General features: G+C 70.5%; 18 protein-coding genes and 1 pseudogene. 6 read left to right on the top strand and 13 right to left on the bottom strand.

The features are described from left to right. Positions 1-55: 55 nt before the first annotated feature. Both trpS and ACZ60T_RS09875 read left to right on the top strand, forming a co-directional pair. The gene (gene trpS, locus ACZ60T_RS09880; RefSeq protein ID WP_252427995.1) at positions 56-1,069 is read left to right on the top strand and encodes a tryptophan--tRNA ligase; all 1,014 of its coding nucleotides are present in this window, start codon (positions 56-58) and stop codon (positions 1,067-1,069) included. Positions 1,070-1,147: 78 nt separating this feature from the next. After that, entirely contained in the window at positions 1,148-1,726 is a 579-nt protein-coding gene (locus ACZ60T_RS09875; protein ID WP_469665460.1) for a 2'-5' RNA ligase family protein, read from the top strand. A 35-nt stretch (positions 1,727-1,761) separates the two neighbouring features. Here the strand turns inward: ACZ60T_RS09875 and ACZ60T_RS09870 are convergent, their stop codons facing one another. Beyond that, positions 1,762-2,529: a decaprenylphospho-beta-D-erythro-pentofuranosid-2-ulose 2-reductase gene (locus tag ACZ60T_RS09870; RefSeq protein WP_469665459.1), complete on the bottom strand. Its 768-nt coding sequence runs from the start codon at positions 2,527-2,529 to the stop codon at positions 1,762-1,764. Between the two features lie 113 nt (positions 2,530-2,642). Here ACZ60T_RS09870 and ACZ60T_RS09865 point away from each other — a divergent pair. Next, positions 2,643-3,662, top strand: a pseudogene (locus tag ACZ60T_RS09865) (YihY/virulence factor BrkB family protein); the annotation flags it as partial. Here the strand turns inward: ACZ60T_RS09865 and ACZ60T_RS09860 are convergent. Together ACZ60T_RS09860 and ACZ60T_RS09855 are read right to left on the bottom strand one after the other, a co-directional pair. Beyond that, positions 3,613-4,881, bottom strand: coding sequence for a D-alanyl-D-alanine carboxypeptidase family protein (locus ACZ60T_RS09860; RefSeq protein WP_469665458.1), 1,269 nt, complete (start codon positions 4,879-4,881; stop codon positions 3,613-3,615). The pseudogene ACZ60T_RS09865 and the gene ACZ60T_RS09860 sit on opposite strands and share 50 nt — an antisense overlap. 145 nt (positions 4,882-5,026) lie before the next feature. Beyond that, a complete protein-coding gene (locus tag ACZ60T_RS09855) occupies positions 5,027-5,917 on the bottom strand; it encodes a LysR family transcriptional regulator (protein WP_469665572.1) in 891 nt (296 codons plus the stop codon). Positions 5,918-5,996: 79 nt separating this feature from the next. On the opposite strand from ACZ60T_RS09855, the gene ACZ60T_RS09850 reads away from it, so the two are divergent. Further along, entirely contained in the window at positions 5,997-6,965 is a 969-nt protein-coding gene (locus ACZ60T_RS09850; protein ID WP_469665457.1) for an EamA family transporter, read from the top strand. Between the two features lie 65 nt (positions 6,966-7,030). Beyond that, positions 7,031-7,702, top strand: a complete 672-nt coding sequence (locus tag ACZ60T_RS09845) for an NAD(P)-dependent oxidoreductase (protein ID WP_469665456.1) — start codon at positions 7,031-7,033, stop codon at positions 7,700-7,702. Between the two features lie 9 nt (positions 7,703-7,711). On the opposite strand, the gene ACZ60T_RS09840 is transcribed toward ACZ60T_RS09845, so the two are convergent. The 9 genes from ACZ60T_RS09840 to ACZ60T_RS09800 all read right to left on the bottom strand — a co-directional run bounded on the left by ACZ60T_RS09840 (position 7,712) and on the right by ACZ60T_RS09800 (position 14,227). Further along, positions 7,712-7,963 (bottom strand): SCO4848 family membrane protein, encoded by a 252-nt coding sequence (locus ACZ60T_RS09840; RefSeq protein WP_365621258.1) that lies wholly within the window; start codon positions 7,961-7,963, stop codon positions 7,712-7,714. A 103-nt stretch (positions 7,964-8,066) separates the two neighbouring features. After that, positions 8,067-8,825: a TetR/AcrR family transcriptional regulator gene (locus ACZ60T_RS09835; protein ID WP_365621261.1), complete on the bottom strand. Its 759-nt coding sequence runs from the start codon at positions 8,823-8,825 to the stop codon at positions 8,067-8,069. An 11-nt stretch (positions 8,826-8,836) separates the two neighbouring features. After that, the gene (locus ACZ60T_RS09830; protein ID WP_469665455.1) at positions 8,837-9,382 is read right to left on the bottom strand and encodes a thiol-disulfide oxidoreductase DCC family protein; all 546 of its coding nucleotides are present in this window, start codon (positions 9,380-9,382) and stop codon (positions 8,837-8,839) included. A 3-nt stretch (positions 9,383-9,385) separates the two neighbouring features. Next, on the bottom strand, positions 9,386-9,793 hold the full coding sequence (locus ACZ60T_RS09825) for a hypothetical protein (protein ID WP_469665454.1): 408 nt from the start codon (positions 9,791-9,793) through the stop codon (positions 9,386-9,388). Between the two features lie 161 nt (positions 9,794-9,954). Further along, positions 9,955-10,722 (bottom strand): succinate dehydrogenase iron-sulfur subunit, encoded by a 768-nt coding sequence (locus ACZ60T_RS09820; RefSeq protein WP_365621270.1) that lies wholly within the window; start codon positions 10,720-10,722, stop codon positions 9,955-9,957. After that, positions 10,722-12,476: a succinate dehydrogenase flavoprotein subunit gene (sdhA, locus tag ACZ60T_RS09815; protein ID WP_469665453.1), complete on the bottom strand. Its 1,755-nt coding sequence runs from the start codon at positions 12,474-12,476 to the stop codon at positions 10,722-10,724. The genes ACZ60T_RS09820 and sdhA overlap by 1 nt, the downstream gene beginning before the upstream one ends. A 19-nt stretch (positions 12,477-12,495) precedes the next feature. Further along, positions 12,496-12,978: a succinate dehydrogenase hydrophobic membrane anchor subunit gene (locus ACZ60T_RS09810; RefSeq protein ID WP_365621276.1), complete on the bottom strand. Its 483-nt coding sequence runs from the start codon at positions 12,976-12,978 to the stop codon at positions 12,496-12,498. 5 nt (positions 12,979-12,983) lie between these two features. Then, positions 12,984-13,364 carry a succinate dehydrogenase, cytochrome b556 subunit gene (sdhC, locus tag ACZ60T_RS09805; RefSeq protein WP_365621279.1) on the bottom strand — a complete coding sequence of 127 codons (381 nt, stop codon included), beginning with the start codon at positions 13,362-13,364 and terminating at the stop codon, positions 12,984-12,986. A 266-nt stretch (positions 13,365-13,630) separates the two neighbouring features. Next, positions 13,631-14,227 carry a 2-oxo-4-hydroxy-4-carboxy-5-ureidoimidazoline decarboxylase gene (locus tag ACZ60T_RS09800; RefSeq protein WP_469665452.1) on the bottom strand — a complete coding sequence of 199 codons (597 nt, stop codon included), beginning with the start codon at positions 14,225-14,227 and terminating at the stop codon, positions 13,631-13,633. Positions 14,228-14,534: 307 nt separating this feature from the next. On the opposite strand from ACZ60T_RS09800, the gene ACZ60T_RS09795 reads away from it, so the two are divergent. Further along, positions 14,535-16,130 carry a beta-N-acetylhexosaminidase gene (locus ACZ60T_RS09795; RefSeq protein WP_469665451.1) on the top strand — a complete coding sequence of 532 codons (1,596 nt, stop codon included), beginning with the start codon at positions 14,535-14,537 and terminating at the stop codon, positions 16,128-16,130. A 72-nt stretch (positions 16,131-16,202) separates the two neighbouring features. Here ACZ60T_RS09795 and ACZ60T_RS09790 read toward each other — a convergent pair whose 3' ends face one another. Then, entirely contained in the window at positions 16,203-17,783 is a 1,581-nt protein-coding gene (locus tag ACZ60T_RS09790; protein ID WP_365621284.1) for an acyl-CoA mutase large subunit family protein, read from the bottom strand. Between the last annotated feature and the right edge of the window lie 218 nt (positions 17,784-18,001).

The following is an 18,001-nucleotide window of genomic DNA, read 5'->3' as shown; positions in this document are numbered from 1 at the left end:
GTCCTGTTGCAGACCAGTTCCGGACGTGCGGTGCGGACCTGAGAGAATGGGGGACATGGCTTCAGACCGTCCTCGCGTGCTCTCCGGAATCCAGCCCACGGCCGGCTCGTTCCACCTCGGCAACTACCTCGGCGCCGTCCGCCAGTGGGTGGACCTCCAGGAGACCCACGACGCGTTCTACATGGTCGTCGACCTGCACGCGATCACCGTCCCGCAGGACCCGAAGGTGCTGCGCGCCAACACGCGCCTGGCCGCCGCCCAGCTCCTCGCCGCCGGACTCGACCCCGAGCGGTGCACGCTCTTCGTCCAGAGCCACGTGCCCGAACACGCCCAGCTCGCCTGGGTCATGAACTGCCTCACGGGCTTCGGCGAGGCCGGCCGGATGACCCAGTTCAAGGACAAGTCCGCCAAGCAGGGCGCCGAGCGCGCGAGCGTCGGCCTGTTCACGTACCCGATCCTCCAGGTCGCCGACATCCTGCTGTACCAGGCCCACGAGGTCCCGGTCGGCGAGGACCAGCGTCAGCACATCGAGCTGACCCGCGACCTCGCCGAGCGCTTCAACGGCCGCTTCGGCGAGACCTTCACGGTCCCGCGGGCGTACATCCTCAAGGAGACGGCGAAGATCTACGACCTCCAGGACCCGTCGGCCAAGATGAGCAAGTCCTCGGCCACGCCGAAGGGCGTCATCAGCCTGCTCGACGAGCCGAAGGCCACCGCCAAGAAGGTCAAGAGCGCCGTCACGGACACGGACACCGTCATCCGCTACGACGTGGAGCACAAGCCGGGCGTCAGCAACCTCCTGACCATCTACTCCACCCTCACCGGAACCGGCATCGAGGAACTGGAGCAGAAGTACGACGGCAAGGGCTACGGTGCCCTCAAGACGGACCTCGCCGAGGTCGTGGTCGACTTCGTGACGCCGTTCCGGGAGCGCACCCAGCAGTACCTGGACGACCCCGAGACGCTCGACGCGATCCTGGCCAAGGGCGCGGAGAAGGCGCGCGTCGTCGCCGCGGAGACCCTCGCCCAGACGTACGACAGGATGGGCTTCCTGCCCGCCAAGCACTGAACCCGCCGCGGCGGCCCCCCTCCCGGGCGGTCGCCGCAGGAAGCACCGAAGAACACCGGCACGACGACAGGAGACGACGTGGGGACCGTAACGATCGGTGTGTCGATCGCGGTCCCGGAGCCTCACGGCAGCCTGCTCCAGGAGCTGCGCGCGGGCTTCGGTGACCCCGCCGCGCACGGCATCCCCACGCATGTCACCCTGCTCCCGCCGACCGAGGTCGACGCCGCCCGGCTGCCCGCCGTCGAGGCGCACCTCGCGGACGTCGCGGCGGCCGGGCGCCCCTTCCCGATGCGGCTGTCCGGCACAGACACGTTCCGGCCCGTCTCGCCCGTGGTGTTCGTCAAGGTCGCCGACGGTGCCGAGGCCTGCGCCCGGCTCCAGAAGCAGGTGCGCGACGCCTCCGGTCCGGTGGCCTGTGAGCTGGTCTTCCCGTACCACCCGCATGTCACCGTGGCGCACGGCATCGACGAGGCGGCGATGGACCGGGCCCACGAGGAACTCTCCGGCTACGAGGCCGCCTGGCCCTGCACGGGCTTCGCGCTCTACGAGCAGGGCGCGGACGGCGTCTGGCGCAAGCTGCGGGAGTTCCCCTTCGGGAGCGCCGTGGTGCCTCCCCAGGCCGGTGCGCCCCGGGACGCCACGCTTCCCGCGTCCTGAGCGCTCTCCTGGACGGCCAGACGGACGGCGGTCGGCTAGACGGTGGTCAGCCGCCGGAAGACCTGCCGGGGCAGATGCCGCAGCGCCGACATCACCAGCCGCAAGGACCCCGGCACCCACACCACCTCCGACCGCCTGCGCAGCCCCAGCTCGATGGCGGTGGCCACCTGCTCCGGTGTCGTGGGCAGCGGCCCCTCCGCGCGCCCGGTCGTCCCGCGCGTCCGGACGAACCCGGGCCGTACCACCATGACGTGCACCCCGGTGCCGTGCAGCGCGTCCCCGAGCCCCTGCGCGAACACGTCCAGGCCCGCCTTGCTGGAGCCGTAGATGAAGTCACCGCGCCGGGCCCGCTCCCCGGCGGCCGACGACAGCACCACCAGCGAGCCGCGGCCCTGCGCCTGCAACGCCCCGGCACACACCAGCCCCGCCGAGACGGCCCCGGTGTAGTTGGTCTGCGCGACGCGGGCCGCGGCCACCGGGTCCCGCTCATCGGTGGCCTGGTCGCCGAGCACGCCGAACGCGAGCAGCACCAGATCGACGGTGCCCTCCGCGAACACCTTGCCGAGCGCGCCCTCGTGGGCCTCGGAGTCCAGCGCGTCGAAGGGAACCGTACGGGTGTCGGCGCCGAGTCGGCGCAGGTGCGTGGCGGCTGCCTCCAGCGCGGGGGAGGGGCGTCCGGCCAGCCACACCGTACGGGCGCCGCGGGCGACGAGGCGGCGCGCGGTGGCCAGCGCGATCTCGGAGGTCCCGCCGAGGAGCAGCAGGGACCTGGGGGTGCCAAAGGTGTCCTTGTGGGCAGGCATGACCGTGACCGTAGCGCCGTGAAACGGGCGTAACGTAGCAATCTCGACGCCCCGCATGGCTCCTCACCGGAATGGGCGAGGGCCGTGCCGGGCGCGGCGAGGGGAAGTCGAACATGGATTGGCTGAAGAAGCTCCCCATCATCGGGCCGGTGGTCGTCCGCCTCATGGCCACCCACGTCTGGCGCGCCTATGAGCGCCTGGACCGGGTGAAGTGGAGTCGGCTCGCCGCCGCGATGACCTTCATCAGCTTCATCGCGCTCTTCCCGCTGCTGACCGTCGCCGCCGCGGTCGGTGCCGCCACGCTCAGCACGGCCCAGCAGAACAACCTCCAGTCGAAGATCGCCGACCAGTTCCCCGGCCTCTCCAGCCAGCTCGACATCCACGCCCTGGTCCAGAACGCGGGCACCGTCGGGGTCATCGCCGGTGCCGTGCTGCTGGTCACCGGTGTCAACTGGGTGGGACAGGTACGGGACTGTCTGCGCGCGGTGTGGGAGCTGCCGGACGGCGACGAGAACCCCCTGCTGCGCAAGCTCAAGGACGCCGGGGTGCTCCTCGGGCTCGGCGGCGCGGTCCTCGTCACCCTCGCCACGTCCACCATCGCCTCCGCGCTCGTCGGCTGGCTCGCCGGGCCGCTCGGCCTCGATCAGGGCGGCTGGGGGACCGTGCTGCTGCGCGTCGCGGCGTTCGTCGTCTCCGTCCTCACCGACTTCCTGCTCCTGCTCTACGTCCTCACGCTGCTGCCCGGCGTGGAGCCGCCCCGGCGCCGACTGGTGACGGCCGCCCTGATCGGCGCGATCGGCTTCGAACTGCTCAAGGTCTCGCTCAGCGGCTACCTCCAGGGCGTCGCCGCGAAGAGCATGTACGGCGCCTTCGGGGTGCCGGTCGCGCTGCTGCTGTGGATCAACCTGATGGCCAGGCTCGTCCTGTTCTGCGCCGCCTGGACGGCGACGCGGGCAAGGAGCGAGCCGGCCGAGGGCGAGGAGCCGGTCAGGAGCGAGGAGCCGGCCGAGGACGAGGAGCCGGTCAGGGACAAGGAGTCGGTCAGGGACGAGAAGCCGGTCAGGGACGAGGAGACGGAGACGGTCAGGGGCGGGTCCGGCGGCGCACCAGGTCCGGCAGCGGATGGCGGCGATGGACCAGGAAGACGCCCGCCGCGAGCAGGACGACAAGCCCGCCCGCGATACCGAGCGCCACTCCCATCCCGGTGGAGCCACCGCTCTTCTTGACGGCCACCGGCTCGGTGGACTCCTCCTTGCCCGCGGCCGGGGCGGACGGGCTCGCCCCCGGTGTGGCGTTCGTGCGCGCGCTCTTCGGGGCGACCAGCTCACCCACCGGCGTCACCTTGCCCGCCGCGCCGAACCCCCAGTCGAAGAGGCGGGCGGTCTCCTTGTAGACCTCGTTGTGGTCCTTCTTCTCCGGGTTCATGACCGTGACGAGCAGCACCCGGCCGTCCCGCTCGGCGACGCCCGTGAAGGTGGCGCCCGCGTGCGTGGTGTTGCCGTTCTTCACGCCCGCGATGCCCCGGTACGGCGTGACGTCGCTGTCCCCGGACAGCAGCCGGTTGGTGTTCTGGATCTCGAAGGACGTCCGGGTCTTCTTGCCCTTCTTCTTCACGGTCTCGCCGGGGAACTGCGTCCGCACCGTCGAGCAGTACTCCCGGAAGTCCTTCTTCTGCATCCCGGAGCGGGCGATCAGCGTGAGGTCGTACGCCGAGGAGACCTGCTTCTTGGCGTCGTAGCCGTCGGGGCTGACCACGTGTGTGTCGAGGGCCTGGAGCTCGTCGGCGTGCGCCTGCATGTCCTTGACGGTCTGCGGGACGCCGTCGTTCATCGCGGACAGCACATGCACCGCGTCGTTGCCCGAGCGCAGGAAGACCCCGAGCCACAGGTCGCGGACCGTGTAGGTCTCGCCCTCCTTGACGCCGACCAGGCTGGAGCCCTCGCCCATGCCCGCCAGGTCGGCGGGGTCCACCTTGTGCTCCGTGGTCTTCGGGAACTTGGGCAGCAGGGTGTCGGCGAACAGCATCTTCAGCGTGCTCGCCGGGGGCAGCCGCCAGTGCGCGTTGTGCGCGGCCAGGACCTCACCGGACTCGGCGTCGGCGACGATCCAGGAGCGCGCGGTGAGGTCCTTGGGCAGCACGGGGGCGCCGTCGCCGAGGTTCACCTGCGTGCCCGGTCTGCCGAGCTGGGCGCCGCCGATGGTCGACATCCCGGCCGGGGGTGTGGCCGAGGGCGACGCGGAGGGGTTCTGGGGCGTGGCGGACGCGGGCGCCGACAGGGCGAGCGAGAGGGACAACACGGCGGCGGAGGTGACCGGCAGGCGGCGCCCGGCGATCTTCTTCAAGGCAGACACGGTGGCGAACGTAACAGGGCGCGCGAGGCGAAGTCCCGCCGCGTCCCGGTTACTTCGGGTCCGGTGCACGGGTTCGCGCCACACAAGCGCTATTGCGCCACGCGAGCGCCCTCGCGCGACCGTCAACCGCCGCCGCGCGTACGGCTCATGGCCGTACGTCGACCCCGAGGACGTCGAGCATCGCGCGGGTGGCCGGGCTCGGGTTGAACCGGCTCCACGCCAGGTACTCGATCCGCCGCGGCCCGTCGACCACCGGGACCAGCGCCAGTTCGGGGGCGCCCGCGGCCCGCGGCCGGATGAACGCCGACGGCAGCAGCGCGACGCCGAGCCCGCGCGCGACCAGCCGTGTCATCAGATCGACGACAGCGGCCTCGTACGCGACGTCGCGGACCAGACCCGCGGCGGCGAACGCCTCGTCGGACTGGGTCCGGCCGGGCGACCCGTGCGCGAAGTCCACGAACGTCTCCTCGGCGATCTCGCGCAGCGTGACCTCGGTGGCGCCCGCGAGCCGATGCCCGGCCGGTACCACCAGGACATGCTTGTCGTGGTCGAGGACGACGGACTCCACACCGGTGAGCCGTTCGCTCTCCGGCAGGCCGAGGAAGGCGATGTCGAGGTCGCCGTCCCGGATCGCCGCCACCAGGTCGGTGCTGTGCGCGGAGCGCAGCTCGACGCGGACGTCCGGGTGCCGGTCGCGGTAGCGGGTCAGCGCCTCGGGCACGTCGACGGCGGCCGCGGTCACGATCACGCCGACCGCGAGCCGGCCGCGCACCACGCCGGTCGCGGCGGCGGCACCCGCGGCCGCGCGGTCGGCGGCGGCCAGGCACTCGCGCGCGCCGACGAGGAACGCCTCCCCGGCGCTGGTCAGTTCGACGCGGCGGCTGGAGCGGGCGAACAGCTTGACCCCCAACTCCCGTTCCAGACCGGCGATCCGATGGCTGAGGGACGACTGCACCACGAAGCAGCGCGCCGCGGCGCGGGTGAAGTTACGGGTTTCGGCGACCGCGACGACGTAGCGCATCTGCTGGAGATCCATCCGGTCATCGTCTTCGTTCATGGCTGCGATGACAAGCATGTGTTGGACCCATGGACGAGGGGGCGCGCAGACTCGTGACATGAACTCCTCGACGTCCTCGCGCTCGCTGCCGGTGGCCACCCTCGCGCTGACCGCGCTCGCCCCCGCCTCCTGGGGCACCACGTACGCCGTGACCACGCAACTGCTGCCGCCCGGCCATCCGTTGTTCGCCGGGCTGATGCGCGCCTTACCGGCCGGGCTGCTCGCGCTGGCGCTCACCCGGGTGCTGCCGCGCGGTGCGTGGTGGTGGAAGTCCGCCGTCCTCGGCGCGCTCAACATAGGCGCGTTCTTCCCCCTGTTGTTCCTGTCGGCGGAACGGCTGCCCGGCGGTGTCGCCGCCACCCTCGGCGCCGCCCAGCCGCTGCTGATCGCCGGGTTGGCCACGGTGGCGCTCCATGACCGGCCCACGGCCTGGCGGTTGGGCTGGGGCGTGATCGGTGTGCTCGGCGTCGGGCTCGTCGTGCTCGGCCCGGCGGCGAAGCTGGACGCCGTCGGCGTGATCGCCGGTCTCGCCGGTACGGCCACCATGGCCGCCGGTGTCGTCCTCACCAAGCGCTGGGGCCGCCCCGCGGGAGTCGGCCCCATGGCTCTGGCGGGCTGGCAACTGAGCGTCGGCGGGCTGCTGTTGCTCCCGCTCACCCTCGCGGTCGAGGGCGTGCCGCGGCATCTCGACGGCGGAGCGGTCGGCGGCTATCTGTGGCTCGGCGGCATGGGCGGTCTGATCGCGTACACGCTGTGGTTCCGGGGGATCGGGAAGCTGCCGGTGGGCGCGTCCGCGCCGCTGGTGCTGATCTCCCCGCTGGTCGCCACCGTCGTGGGCGTCGTCGCGCTCGGCGAGTCGCTGAGCCTGACCCAGAGCCTCGGCTTCGTCCTCGCCCTGGCGGCCTTGCTCGCGGCCCAGCTCAACTCCCCAAATCTGCTGGGGCGTCGGGCGCACCGTACGGCAGCCCCCGCGCCCGTACGGGAAGAGCGACCGGCGGCGGAGATCCGGGGAGCGCGAGTTCGATGACGACGGCGGATTCGATGACGACGGCGGAAGCGATGAGGACGGCGGAAGCGATGAGGAGCGGTTCGATGACGGCAGGTATGAAGATCGCGGTACTCGGCGCCACCGGGATGGTGGGCAGCCGCTTGATCACCGAGGCCCGCGCACGCGGACACCGGGTGCTCGCCCTGGCCCGTAAGCCCGAGAGCGACGACCCGCGCGTGACGCCGGTCGCGGTCGACGTGACCGACGCGGACGCCGTACGGGAGGCGCTCTCCGGTGCGCACGGCACCGTGGAGGCCGTCGTCCTCGCGGTGCGCGCCTACCCGGCCGACGAGGGCTTCCTGGTCGGTGCCACCCGTACGGTGCTGGACGCCGCCGCCGAGGCCGGGAGCCGTGTTCTCGTGGTCGGCGGCGCGGGCGCCTTGCGCAGCCCCGGAGAGCCCGGTCTGCCGGTCGCGGACAACCCCACCTACGTGCCCGCCGCCCTGCGACCCGTCGCAGCCGCGGGGATCGCGCAACTGCGGACCTGTCAGGCCCATGCCCTGCGCGACTGGGTCTATCTGAGCCCGCCCGCCCTGCTCGAACCCGGTGAGCGGACCGGCCGCTATCGGCGCGGCACCGACACCCTGCTCACGGCCGCCGACGGCCGGTCATGGATCAGCGCCGAGGACCTGGTGGTCGCCGTGGTCGACGAACTGGAGACCCCCGGCCCCGACCGCCACATCACGGTCGTCCACGACGACCGTGCGTCAGCGTGAGCCGAGGCGTCAGTGTGAGCCGAGGCGTTCGCGGCGGAGCGCGCGCAGGCCCCGCAGGCCGATCACGCCGATCGCCGTGCCGAGGAGGAACGACACGATGGCGAGCGTCAGGTGCACCCAGAAGTACGCCGTCGGACTGCCGTTGTCGAAGGCGAGGCCACTGGCGTCCTTGGACAAGTTCTTGACGAACGTGGTCCAGACCACCCACGACCACGCGCCGAAGAGGGTCAGGAACCAGGAGACGGGACGGTTGAGCTTCATCGGTCGCTGTCCTTCACGTGGGGCTGCCGTGCTCTTGCCAGTATCCGACCCACGCCGGTGATCTCTGAGGCGGGGGGCCGCTCCCACAGCGGAACGCGATCGTTCAGGGGCGCTCGTCCGGGGCGGGTGCCTCGCGGCGCGCGGACGGGTCGGGGAGCACCTTCGTCATCCCCGGCAGGAAGTCCGTGAACAGCTCGTGCACCTCGTGGACGAGAGGCCGCAGCACCCGGAAGCGGGCCAGCGCGACACCCCGCGAGGTGAGGCGGGCGCCGCGCGCGGCCAGCCGGTAGCTGCGCTCGCGCCCCTCGGTCCGGTCGAAGATCCAGTACAGGACGAGCCCCATCTGCGCGAGCCACATCAGCTCGGGCAGCGCGTCCCGCAGCTCCGCCGGCACCTTGGTCTTAGCCCCCGCCAGCACCTCCCGGTGGGTGCCGATGGCCTCCACGCGCGCATGCTCCGACTCGGGGGAGAAGGGGGAGAGCGGGCTGTCCGGGTCGGCGGCGTTCTTGAAGAACTGCACCGCGAACTCGTGGTACGGCGTGGCGATGTCCAGCCAGGCCTTCAGAACGCCCGCGAGCCGCGACTCCAGGTCGGTCTCCCGCGCCAGGACCTCCCGGACGGCCACCCGGTGCTCGGCGGCGATCCGGTCGTAGAAGCCCTGGATCAGGTGCTCCTTGCCGTCGAAGTAGTAGTAGGCGTTCCCGACGGAGACCCCGGCCTCCTTGGCGATCGCCCGCATCGTCGTCTTGTCGTAGCCGCGCTCCTGGAACAACCGCATCGCGGTCTCCAGGATGAGCGCGCGGGTCTGCTCGGACTTGGTGGGCGCGGGGCCGTCGTCGGCTCGGTCGTTCTTCGCAGGCACGGACACAGAGCCTAACGAGTGACGCAGGTGCCGCCGTCACAGCCGGGCTCGGTGTACGTCCACCCCTGGGCCGGGGTGTAGGTCCAGCCCTCGGTGGATCGGTAGACACCGCCGCCCCACGGGGCTCCGCCCGGCTGTGCCATCCCGGCGTTTCGCGGGGCTTGGGCCTGCTGCGCCCCGCGCCACTTGGCCGCCGCCAGCACCGCGCCCTTGGCGAGCCGGGCGCCCGTCGGTGTGCACAGCCGGTGGGCGAGGGTCCGGTGCCCGCGCAGCGCCCACAGCGTGACGACCCAGGCGGCGGAGCCTCGGTAGAGCTGACCGGCGTCTCCGACGACGGTGATCTCCTCCAGGGTGGCGCCGTGGTCGAGCCCCGGGAAGCGCCGCCGGGCCTCCGGCGAACCGGCCGGAACCAGCTCCAGCGGCACCAACTGTGGCTGCCGCACCAGCCAGTCACGGACGAAGGCGCACAGGGCGCACCCGGCGTCGTACAGGACGGTGAGCCCGCGGACCGGGACGCGCGCGGCGCCCCGGACCTCGGTGACCTCCGTGGCCGTCACGGCTCAGGCCCCCGTCGAGGGCGTGACCCAGCCCTGCGGCTGAACGGGCGGGACCTGCTCCCGCTCCAGCACACCGCGCCGCCGGATCTTGTTGAGCACGAAGACATTGCCCAGGTGCATCACCCCGAGGACCAGCAGCACCACGCCGATCTTGGTCGACAGGGCCTCGAAGACGCCGCGTGTGTCCTCGATGGTGTCCTGGCCGTGCAGATACAGCGCGACGAAGCCGAGGTTGACGAGATAGAAGCCGACCACCAGCAGATGGTTGACGGCGTCCGCGAGCTTCTCGTTCCCGTGCAGGACGTCCTCGAGGAAGATCCGTCCGTTGCGGCTGAGCGTGCGCGCCACCCAGACCGTCAGCGCGACGCTGACCAGCAGATAGATGACGTAAGCGATGACCGTGAGATCCATGCCCCCACCTCTTCTTGAACGCGTTCAAAACGCTGTCGAGAAGACTGTAGCCCTCCTTTTGAACGCGTTCAACTCCATCAACTGGCCTGCGCCGCAACGCGAATGGGCCCCGCTCCGGTACGAACCGGAGCGGGGCCCATGTCACGCTGGGACCGCGAAAGTCAGAGGCGGCGCGTGATCAGCGCACGCTTCACTTCCTGGATCGCCTTCGTCACCTCGATGCCACGCGGGCAGGCGTCGGTGCAGTTGAAGGTCGTGCGGCAACGCCACACGCCGTCCTTGTCGTTCAGCACCTCGAGCCGCTGCTCACCGGCCTCGTCACGCGAGTCGAAGATGAAGCGGTGCGCGTTGACGATGGCGGCCGGACCGAAGTACTGGCCGTCGTTCCAGAACACCGGGCACGACGAGGTGCAGGCGGCGCACAGGATGCACTTCGTCGTGTCGTCGAAGCGCTCCCGGTCCTCCGCCGACTGAAGACGCTCGCGCGTCGGCTCGTTCGTGTCCTTCGTGATCAGGAAGGGCATCACGTCCCGGTACGCCTGGAAGAACGGCTCCATGTCCACGACCAGGTCCTTGAGGACCGTCATGCCCTTTATGGGCTCGATCGTGATCGGCTTGTCCGGGTTGATGTCCTTGATCAGCGTCTTGCAGGCCAGCCGGTTCTTGCCGTTGATCCGCATGGCGTCCGACCCGCAGATGCCGTGGGCGCAGGAACGGCGGAACGTCAGCGTGCCGTCCAGGTCCCACTTGATCTTGTGCAGACCGTCGAGGACGCGCTCCTTGGGGTCGATCAGGAGCTGGAAGTCCTGCCAGACCGATTCCGCCGAGACCTCCGGGTTGAACCGGCGGACCCGGAAGGTGACCGTGATGAGGGCGGCCGCCTTGGCCTGGGCCTCCGCCTCCGCCTTGTCCAGAACAGGGGTTGCCATCAGTACTTACGCTCCATCGGCTGGTAGCGGGTCTGGACGACCGGCTTGTAGTCGAGCCGGATGGACTCGGCGCCGTCGTCGCCCACCTCGCGGTACGCCATGGTGTGGCGCATGAAGTTGACGTCGTCTCGGTTCGGGTAGTCCTCGCGGTAGTGACCACCGCGGGACTCCTTGCGGGCCAGCGCCGACACGGCCATGACCTCGGCCAGGTCCAGCAGGTTGCCCAGCTCGATGGCCTCCAGCAGGTCCGTGTTGAACCGCTTGCCCTTGTCCTGGATCGCCACGTGCTTGTAGCGCTCCCGCAGCTCGGCGATCTTCTCGACCGCCGTCTTGATCGTCTGCTCGGTGCGGAACACCATGACGTTCGCGTCCATGGTCTCCTGCAGCTCGCGGCGCAGTTCCGCCACGCGCTCGGTGCCCGTCGACGCGCGGAGCTGCTCGATCTGGTCCACGACCAACTGCGCCGGGTTCTCCGGCAGTTCGACGTAGTGGGCCTTCTGCGAGTACTCGGCGGCGGCGATGCCCGCGCGACGGCCGAAGACGTTGATGTCCAGCAGCGAGTTGGTGCCGAGGCGGTTCGCGCCGTGGACGGAGACGCAGGCGACCTCGCCGGCCGCGTACAGACCAGGGACGACGGTGGTGTTGTCCGAGAGGACCTCACCCTCGACGTTCGTCGGGATGCCGCCCATCGCGTAGTGCGCGGTGGGCTGGATCGGGATCGGGTCCGTGTACGGCTCGATACCCAGGTAGGTACGGGCGAACTCGGTGATGTCGGGCAGCTTGGCGTCGAGCTGCTCCGGCGGCAGGTGCGTGAGGTCGAGGTAGACGTGGTCGCCCTCGGGACCGCAGCCGCGGCCTTCCCGGATCTCCGTGTAGATGGAGCGGGAGACGACGTCACGCGAGGCGAGGTCCTTCATGACCGGCGCGTACTTCTCCATGAAGCGCTCGCCGTCCTTGTTGCGAAGGATGCCGCCCTCGCCGCGCGCACCCTCGGTCAGGAGGATGCCCATGCGCCAGATGCCGGTCGGGTGGAACTGGAAGAACTCCATGTCCTCCAGTGGCAGACCCCGGCGGTAGACCGCCGCCTGGCCGTCACCGGTCAGCGTGTGCGCGTTGGAGGTGACCTTGAAGAACTTGCCACAGCCACCGGACGCGTAGATCACGGCCTTGGCCTGGAAGATGTGGATCTCACCGGTGGCCAGCTCGTAGGCGACCACACCGGCGGACCGCTTGACGCCGTCCACCTCGGTGATGAGCTGGTCCAGGACGTAGAACTCGTTGAAGAACTCCACGCCCTCCTTGACGCAGTTCTGGTACAGCGTCTGGAGGATCATGTGGCCGGTGCGGTCGGCCGCGTAGCAGGACCGGCGGACCGGCGCCTCGCCGTGGTTGCGGGAGTGACCGCCGAAGCGGCGCTGGTCGATCGTCCCGTTGGGTGTCCGGTTGAACGGCAGGCCCATCTTCTCCAGGTCGAGGACGGAGTCGATGGCCTCCTTCGCCAGGATCTCGGCGGCGTCCTGGTCGACCAGGTAGTCACCGCCCTTGACCGTGTCGAAGGTGTGCCACTCCCAGTTGTCCTCCTCCACGTTGGCCAGCGCGGCGGCCATGCCGCCCTGCGCGGCGCCCGTGTGGGAGCGGGTGGGGTAGAGCTTCGTCAGCACGGCGGTGCGGCTGCGCTTGGTCGACTCGATGGCCGCGCGCATACCGGCGCCACCGGCGCCGACGATGACGGTGTCGTACTTGTGGATCTTCATGTCTCTCGCAGCCCCGTGCCTAGCGGATGTTCGGGTCGAAGGTGAAGATCACCAGCGTGCCCAGCAGGATGGTGAACACCGTGGCGGTGTACAGGAGGCCCTTCAGCCACAGGCGCGTGTTGGTCCGCTCCGCGTAGTCGTTGATGACGGTACGCAGGCCGTTGGCGCCGTGCAGCATCGCGAGCCACAGCATCGCGAGGTCCCAGACCTGCCACCACGGGGACGCCCAGCGGCCGGCCACGAAGGCGAAGCCGACCTTGGAGACGCCGCCGTCGAGGACGAGCTGGATGAGCAGGTGGCCGAGGACCAGGACGACCAGCACGATGCCGGACAGGCGCATGAACAGCCAGCCGTACATCTCGAAGTTGCCGCGGGTGGACTTCGAGGTCTTCTTGGTGCGCTTGCGCGGCGGCTCGATGACCGGCGCCGGGTTGTCGACGTCGTACAGCGCGGCGCCCTCCACGGGGCCGATGCCGGAAGCGGTGGTCTCAGTCGTGGACATGTGCGTCAGCTCCCGAACAGTTCACGAGCGGCGTGGCCGAGGACGGGGTAGATGGCCCCGAGCATCAGCACGACCCAGACGCCCATCACGGTCCAGAGCATCTGCTTCTGGTAGCGCGGGCCCTTCGACCAGAAGTCGACGGCGATGACGCGCAGACCGTTCAGAGCGTGGAAGAGAATGGCGGCGACCAGACCGTACTCGAGCACGGCGACGATCGGCGTCTTGTACGTGGCCACGACCTTGTCGTAGGCCTCGGGGGAGACACGCACGAGAGCGGTGTCCAGCACGTGTACGAACAGGAAGAAGAAGATGAGGACGCCGGTGACTCGATGAGCCACCCAGGACCACATTCCTTCCCGGCCGCGGTACAGCGTTCCAGCCGGCACGGAAGAACCCTCCGGGAGCGGGGACTAGGGCCGCGCCGGCTTCTGTGTCGGTCGGGCCCGGCCGGGTACGGTCCACCGGCCCCCAGCATCCTAGCGACGGCCGACCATGGGGCTCACGGCGGGTCTGGCTGTGTGATCAAACTGGCACGCAAAGGGGCACGTACGGGCTATTCGCGGTGTTATGTCCGGGCGGTTCCTGGGTGTATGCGGGGGTACGGCACGAATGGTGTTGATCGCGTCCTCTGATTCCCGTGGGGCGCGGCGCGTCAAGGGCCGGAGGGGGTACGGTGCGCCGCGGGGTGTCCCCGGGCTCCGCGCACCAGGCGCGTCAGCCTTCCCCGGGCCAGGCGGCGCAGCTCCTCGGCGGCGAGGAGCCGCTCCTCCTCCCGGTCGTTCGCCAGGCGGCACCGGATGGCGAACAGGACCTGGTCGGCGGCCTCCTCGGGCGCGACGTCATCCAGACAGATGACGAACGTGTGCCCGAATCGACTCTCGTAGGCGGCGTGCGCGGCGCTCAGGGCCATGTGGGCGGCGGAGTACACGCCGTCGGGGAGCAGGGTCAGCGGCTCGGTGGCCAGGGCCTCGGCGAGATCGGCGGGCGTGAGGTCGTACGCCGCCTCGTCGGCCGCGGCCAGCAGGGAGTCGACGTCCGGGTAGGGGCGGTGCTCGGCGACGCGGCGGGCCCAGCGCAGGCTGCCGCAGCAGCCCAGCAGGGCGCGCCGGGCCTCGCCGACGGCCGCGGAGTTGAACCGCTCCAGGTCGGGCGGGGCCTGTATACGGTGGCGCGCGGGCGCGGCGGTGTGGCCGGGGAGGGACGGAAGACGGTGCGAAGGCAGCGTGGATCCTCGGCGAGTGGCGTGCATGACGTCCTGGGAACGGGACATGCGGGTCGGCAGGGGAGGACGTGGGGGACGCGGCGTCACGTTAGCGACGGCGGCCGGTCGACGGTCCGTCAATGGAGAGGTTTTCACCCGTACGGAAGAGGTTCGGAACGTCTGGTGGACAGGCGGAGCGGACAGGGGCCATAGGTTCGGAGAGGGGGTCATGTACGGAGGTGAGTGACATGCGGGACACAGTCGGACGAATGCGCATACGGACGGGTGTGGCAGGTCAGGCACGACGGAGACACACGGTCGGGACAGGGCCGTTCACAGGAAGAGGTGGGACGCGGTGACCGGCCGCAGGCGACGGGTTCCGGACAGGAAGACGTCCCGGAGGCGCAACGGGTTGCTGCTGGGCGGTGCGGCCGTCGTCGCGGGCGCCGTCGCCGCGACGATGGCGCTCTGGCCCTCCGGCGACAGCTCGCCGAACGGGTCGGGGGCCTCGCTGGGCACGGCCTCCGCGACCTACCCCCTCTCCCAGACCCCGCGTACGGTCCCCGCCGTCCGCGAGCACGTGCCCGCGCGCGGTCCGGGCTGGCGGCCCGGCTCCGGCTCCCGGGTGGTCGTCGGCAGCGACTCCCTCGCCGGTACGGGCAAGCTGCTGGCCGACGAGCTGGGGATGACGTACGCGGGGCGCGAGGGCGCCCGGGACGGTGATGTCGCACTGGACGTGGCCGGGAGCGGCGACCGCGAGTCGTACACGATGGCGGTCGAGAAGAACCGGGTGAAGATCACCGGTCCGGGTGAGGCGGGCGTCTTCTACGGCACCCGCACGCTCAAGCAGGAGGTGCGCGGCGGCGGCACGGCCCAGGAGGGCGTCGTGCGCGACGCGCCCGCCAAGCCCCGGCGCGGGTTCATGGTCGACATCGCGCGCAAGCCCTACTCGGCCGGCTGGATCGAGGACCGGGTACGGGAGCTGGGCGACCTGAAGTACAACGAACTCGGGCTGCACTTCTCCGACGACCAGGCCTTCCGTATCGAGTCCTCCTCGCACCCCGAGATCGTCTCCTCGCCGCATCTCAGCAAGGCGGAGGTCAAGCGGATCGTCGACCTCGCCGCGAGCCGGCACATCACCGTGGTGCCCGAGATCGACTCGCCCGGCCACCTCGGCGCGGTGCTCGCCGCGCACCCCGACCTCCAGCTGCGCAGCGCCTCCGGCGCCCCCGTGCGCGGGGCGATCGACATCTCCAAGCCCGCCGCCGCGAAGATCGTGGACGATCTGCTGAACGAGTACGCGGAGCTGTTCCCCGGCTCCTACTGGCACCTGGGCGGCGACGAGTACCAGGCCCTGACGGTGTCCGACCCGGCCGCGTCCTTCCCGCAGCTCGCCGCCGCGGCGCGGGACAGGTTCGGGCCGCAGGCAGGTGTCGCGGACCTCGCGACCGGCTGGATGAACGACCGCGCGCGCACGATGCGCGGGCACGGCCGGACGATGCGCGCGTGGAACGACGGCTTCTACCGGTCGAGCGGGGTGGCACCGGACAAGGACCTCGAAGTCGCGTACTGGACCGGCAAGGAGATCGGCGCCCGGCAGCCCACGGAGTATCTGGGCGCCGGCCGCAAGGTGATCAACTACAACGACGAGTTCCTCTACTACGTCCTCGGCGAGCCGCAGACCTTCGTCTACCCGACGGGCCGGCGGATCTACGAGCAGTGGACCCCGCGCGTCCTGCGCGGCACGGCGGCGGTGCCCGAGCGCTACGACGCGCAGATCCTCGGCGGCGTGTTCGCGGTCTGGTCCGACCGCGCGGGCGCGCAGACCCAGGAGCAGGTGGCGTCCGGGATCCGTATGCCGTTGCGGGCGACGGCCCAGAAGCTGTGGGACGCGAGAAGCCCGTCGCTGCCGTGGAGCCAGTTCAAGGAGCTGGCGGACAAGGTGAGTTGACAGGCGTGGCCGGTACGGGACACCCGGCCCCGGAACCGCTGGTTCCGGGGCCGGGTGTCCTCGGTGCCCGGCTCAGAAGACGTCCGACGGTACGTACGTCCCCCACACCTCGCGCAGGGCGTTGCACACCTCGCCCACCGTCGCGCGCGCCTTCAGGGCGTCCTTCATGGGGTAGAGGACGTTGTCCGTGCCCTCCGCCGCCTTCTTCAGATCGGCGAGCGCCGTGTCCACCGCCGCCTGGTCGCGCTCCGCGCGCAGCTTCGCGAGACGTTCGGCCTGCTGGGCCTCGATCGCCGGGTCGACGCGCAGCGGCTCGTAGGGCTCCTCCTCGTCGAGCTGGAAGCGGTTGACACCGACGACCACCCGCTCGCCCGCGTCGGTCTCCTGCGCGATGCGGTACGCGTTGTGCTCGATCTCGCTCTTCTGGAAGCCGCGCTCGATCGCCGCCTCCGCGCCGCCCAACTCCTCGACCTTGTCCATCAGTTCGACGGCCGCCGCCTCCACGTCGTCCGTCATCTTCTCGATGACGTAGGAGCCCGCGAACGGGTCCACCGTCGCCGTCACGTCCGTCTCGTACGCCAGCACCTGCTGCGTACGCAGCGCCAGCCGCGCGGACTTGTCGGTGGGCAGCGCGATCGCCTCGTCGAAGGAGTTCGTGTGCAGCGACTGCGTACCGCCGAGCACCGCCGCCAGGCCCTGCACCGCGACCCGGACGAGGTTCACCTCGGGCTGCTGCGCGGTCAGCTGGACGCCCGCCGTCTGCGTGTGGAAGCGCAGCATCAGCGACTTGGGGTTCTTCGCGCCGAACTCCTCGCGCATCACCCGCGCCCAGATCCGGCGCGCCGCGCGGAACTTGGCGACCTCCTCCAGGATCGTCGTCCGGGACACGAAGAAGAACGACAGGCGCGGCGCGAAGTCGTCCACGTCCATGCCCGCCGCGACCGCCGTGCGCACGTACTCGATGCCGTCCGCCAGCGTGAACGCGATCTCCTGCGCGGGCGAGGCCCCGGCCTCCGCCATGTGGTAGCCGGAGATCGAGATCGTGTTCCACTTCGGGATCTCGGTCCTGCAGTACTTGAAGATGTCGGCGATCAGCCGCAGCGAGGGCTTCGGCGGGAAGATGTAGGTGCCGCGGGCGATGTACTCCTTCAGTACGTCGTTCTGGATCGTGCCGGTCAGCCGGTCGGCCGGGACGCCCTGCTCCTCCGCGACCAGTTGGTAGAGCAGGAGCAGCACGGCGGCCGGCGCGTTGATCGTCATCGACGTGGAGACCTTGTCCAGCGGGATCCCGCCGAACAGCACCCGCATGTCCTCGATGGAGTCGATCGCCACGCCCACCTTGCCGACCTCGCCGGACGCGATCGGCGCGTCGGAGTCATGGCCCATCTGGGTGGGCAGGTCGAAGGCCACCGACAGCCCCATCGTGCCGTTGGCGATCAACTGCCGGTAGCGCGCGTTGGATTCCGTCGCCGTGCCGAAGCCCGCGTACTGGCGCATCGTCCACGGGCGCCCCGTGTACATGGAGGGGTAGACCCCCCGGGTGAACGGGTACGCGCCCGGCTCACCCAGCTTCTCGGCCGGATCCCAGCCGTCCAGGGCCGCTGGCCCGTACACCGGCTCGATGGGCAGTCCGGACTCCGACTCGCGCGCCATGCTCTGTGCCTTCCGCGTTGCTTCGAATACTCGGCTTGGTGACCTGGCTTCGTTACCGGCCAGTACAGACGACCCTCGCGACGGACTGTAGCGGTGGCCGCGCGACCGGTGGAGAGCCGCAGACTGGGACCTTGCTCACAACCATGCCTCGTAGTTCGCCGACGGTCACGCGCGGGAAACCTCTCGAAGGACTGTCGCGGACAGCATGTCACCGGCAC

Source organism: Streptomyces sp. NPDC104371 (genome assembly GCF_055583785.1).
This window is presented reverse-complemented; position numbering and strand designations above follow the sequence as displayed.

Coding starts and splice junctions, on each gene's coding strand:
- ACZ60T_RS09870 (WP_469665459.1), bottom strand. CDS start 2,529: ATGCCTGCCCACAAGGACACCTTTGGCACCCCCAGGTCCCTGCTGCTC.
- ACZ60T_RS09790 (WP_365621284.1), bottom strand. CDS start 17,783: ATGGCGCGCGAGTCGGAGTCCGGACTGCCCATCGAGCCGGTGTACGGG.
- trpS (WP_252427995.1), top strand. CDS start 56: ATGGCTTCAGACCGTCCTCGCGTGCTCTCCGGAATCCAGCCCACGGCC.
- ACZ60T_RS09800 (WP_469665452.1), bottom strand. CDS start 14,227: ATGCACGCCACTCGCCGAGGATCCACGCTGCCTTCGCACCGTCTTCCG.
- ACZ60T_RS09840 (WP_365621258.1), bottom strand. CDS start 7,963: ATGAAGCTCAACCGTCCCGTCTCCTGGTTCCTGACCCTCTTCGGCGCG.
- sdhA (WP_469665453.1), bottom strand. CDS start 12,476: ATGAAGATCCACAAGTACGACACCGTCATCGTCGGCGCCGGTGGCGCC.
- ACZ60T_RS09845 (WP_469665456.1), top strand. CDS start 7,031: ATGACGGCAGGTATGAAGATCGCGGTACTCGGCGCCACCGGGATGGTG.
- ACZ60T_RS09825 (WP_469665454.1), bottom strand. CDS start 9,793: ATGGATCTCACGGTCATCGCTTACGTCATCTATCTGCTGGTCAGCGTC.
- ACZ60T_RS09855 (WP_469665572.1), bottom strand. CDS start 5,917: ATGGATCTCCAGCAGATGCGCTACGTCGTCGCGGTCGCCGAAACCCGT.
- ACZ60T_RS09850 (WP_469665457.1), top strand. CDS start 5,997: ATGAACTCCTCGACGTCCTCGCGCTCGCTGCCGGTGGCCACCCTCGCG.
- ACZ60T_RS09810 (WP_365621276.1), bottom strand. CDS start 12,978: ATGTCCACGACTGAGACCACCGCTTCCGGCATCGGCCCCGTGGAGGGC.
- ACZ60T_RS09820 (WP_365621270.1), bottom strand. CDS start 10,722: ATGGCAACCCCTGTTCTGGACAAGGCGGAGGCGGAGGCCCAGGCCAAG.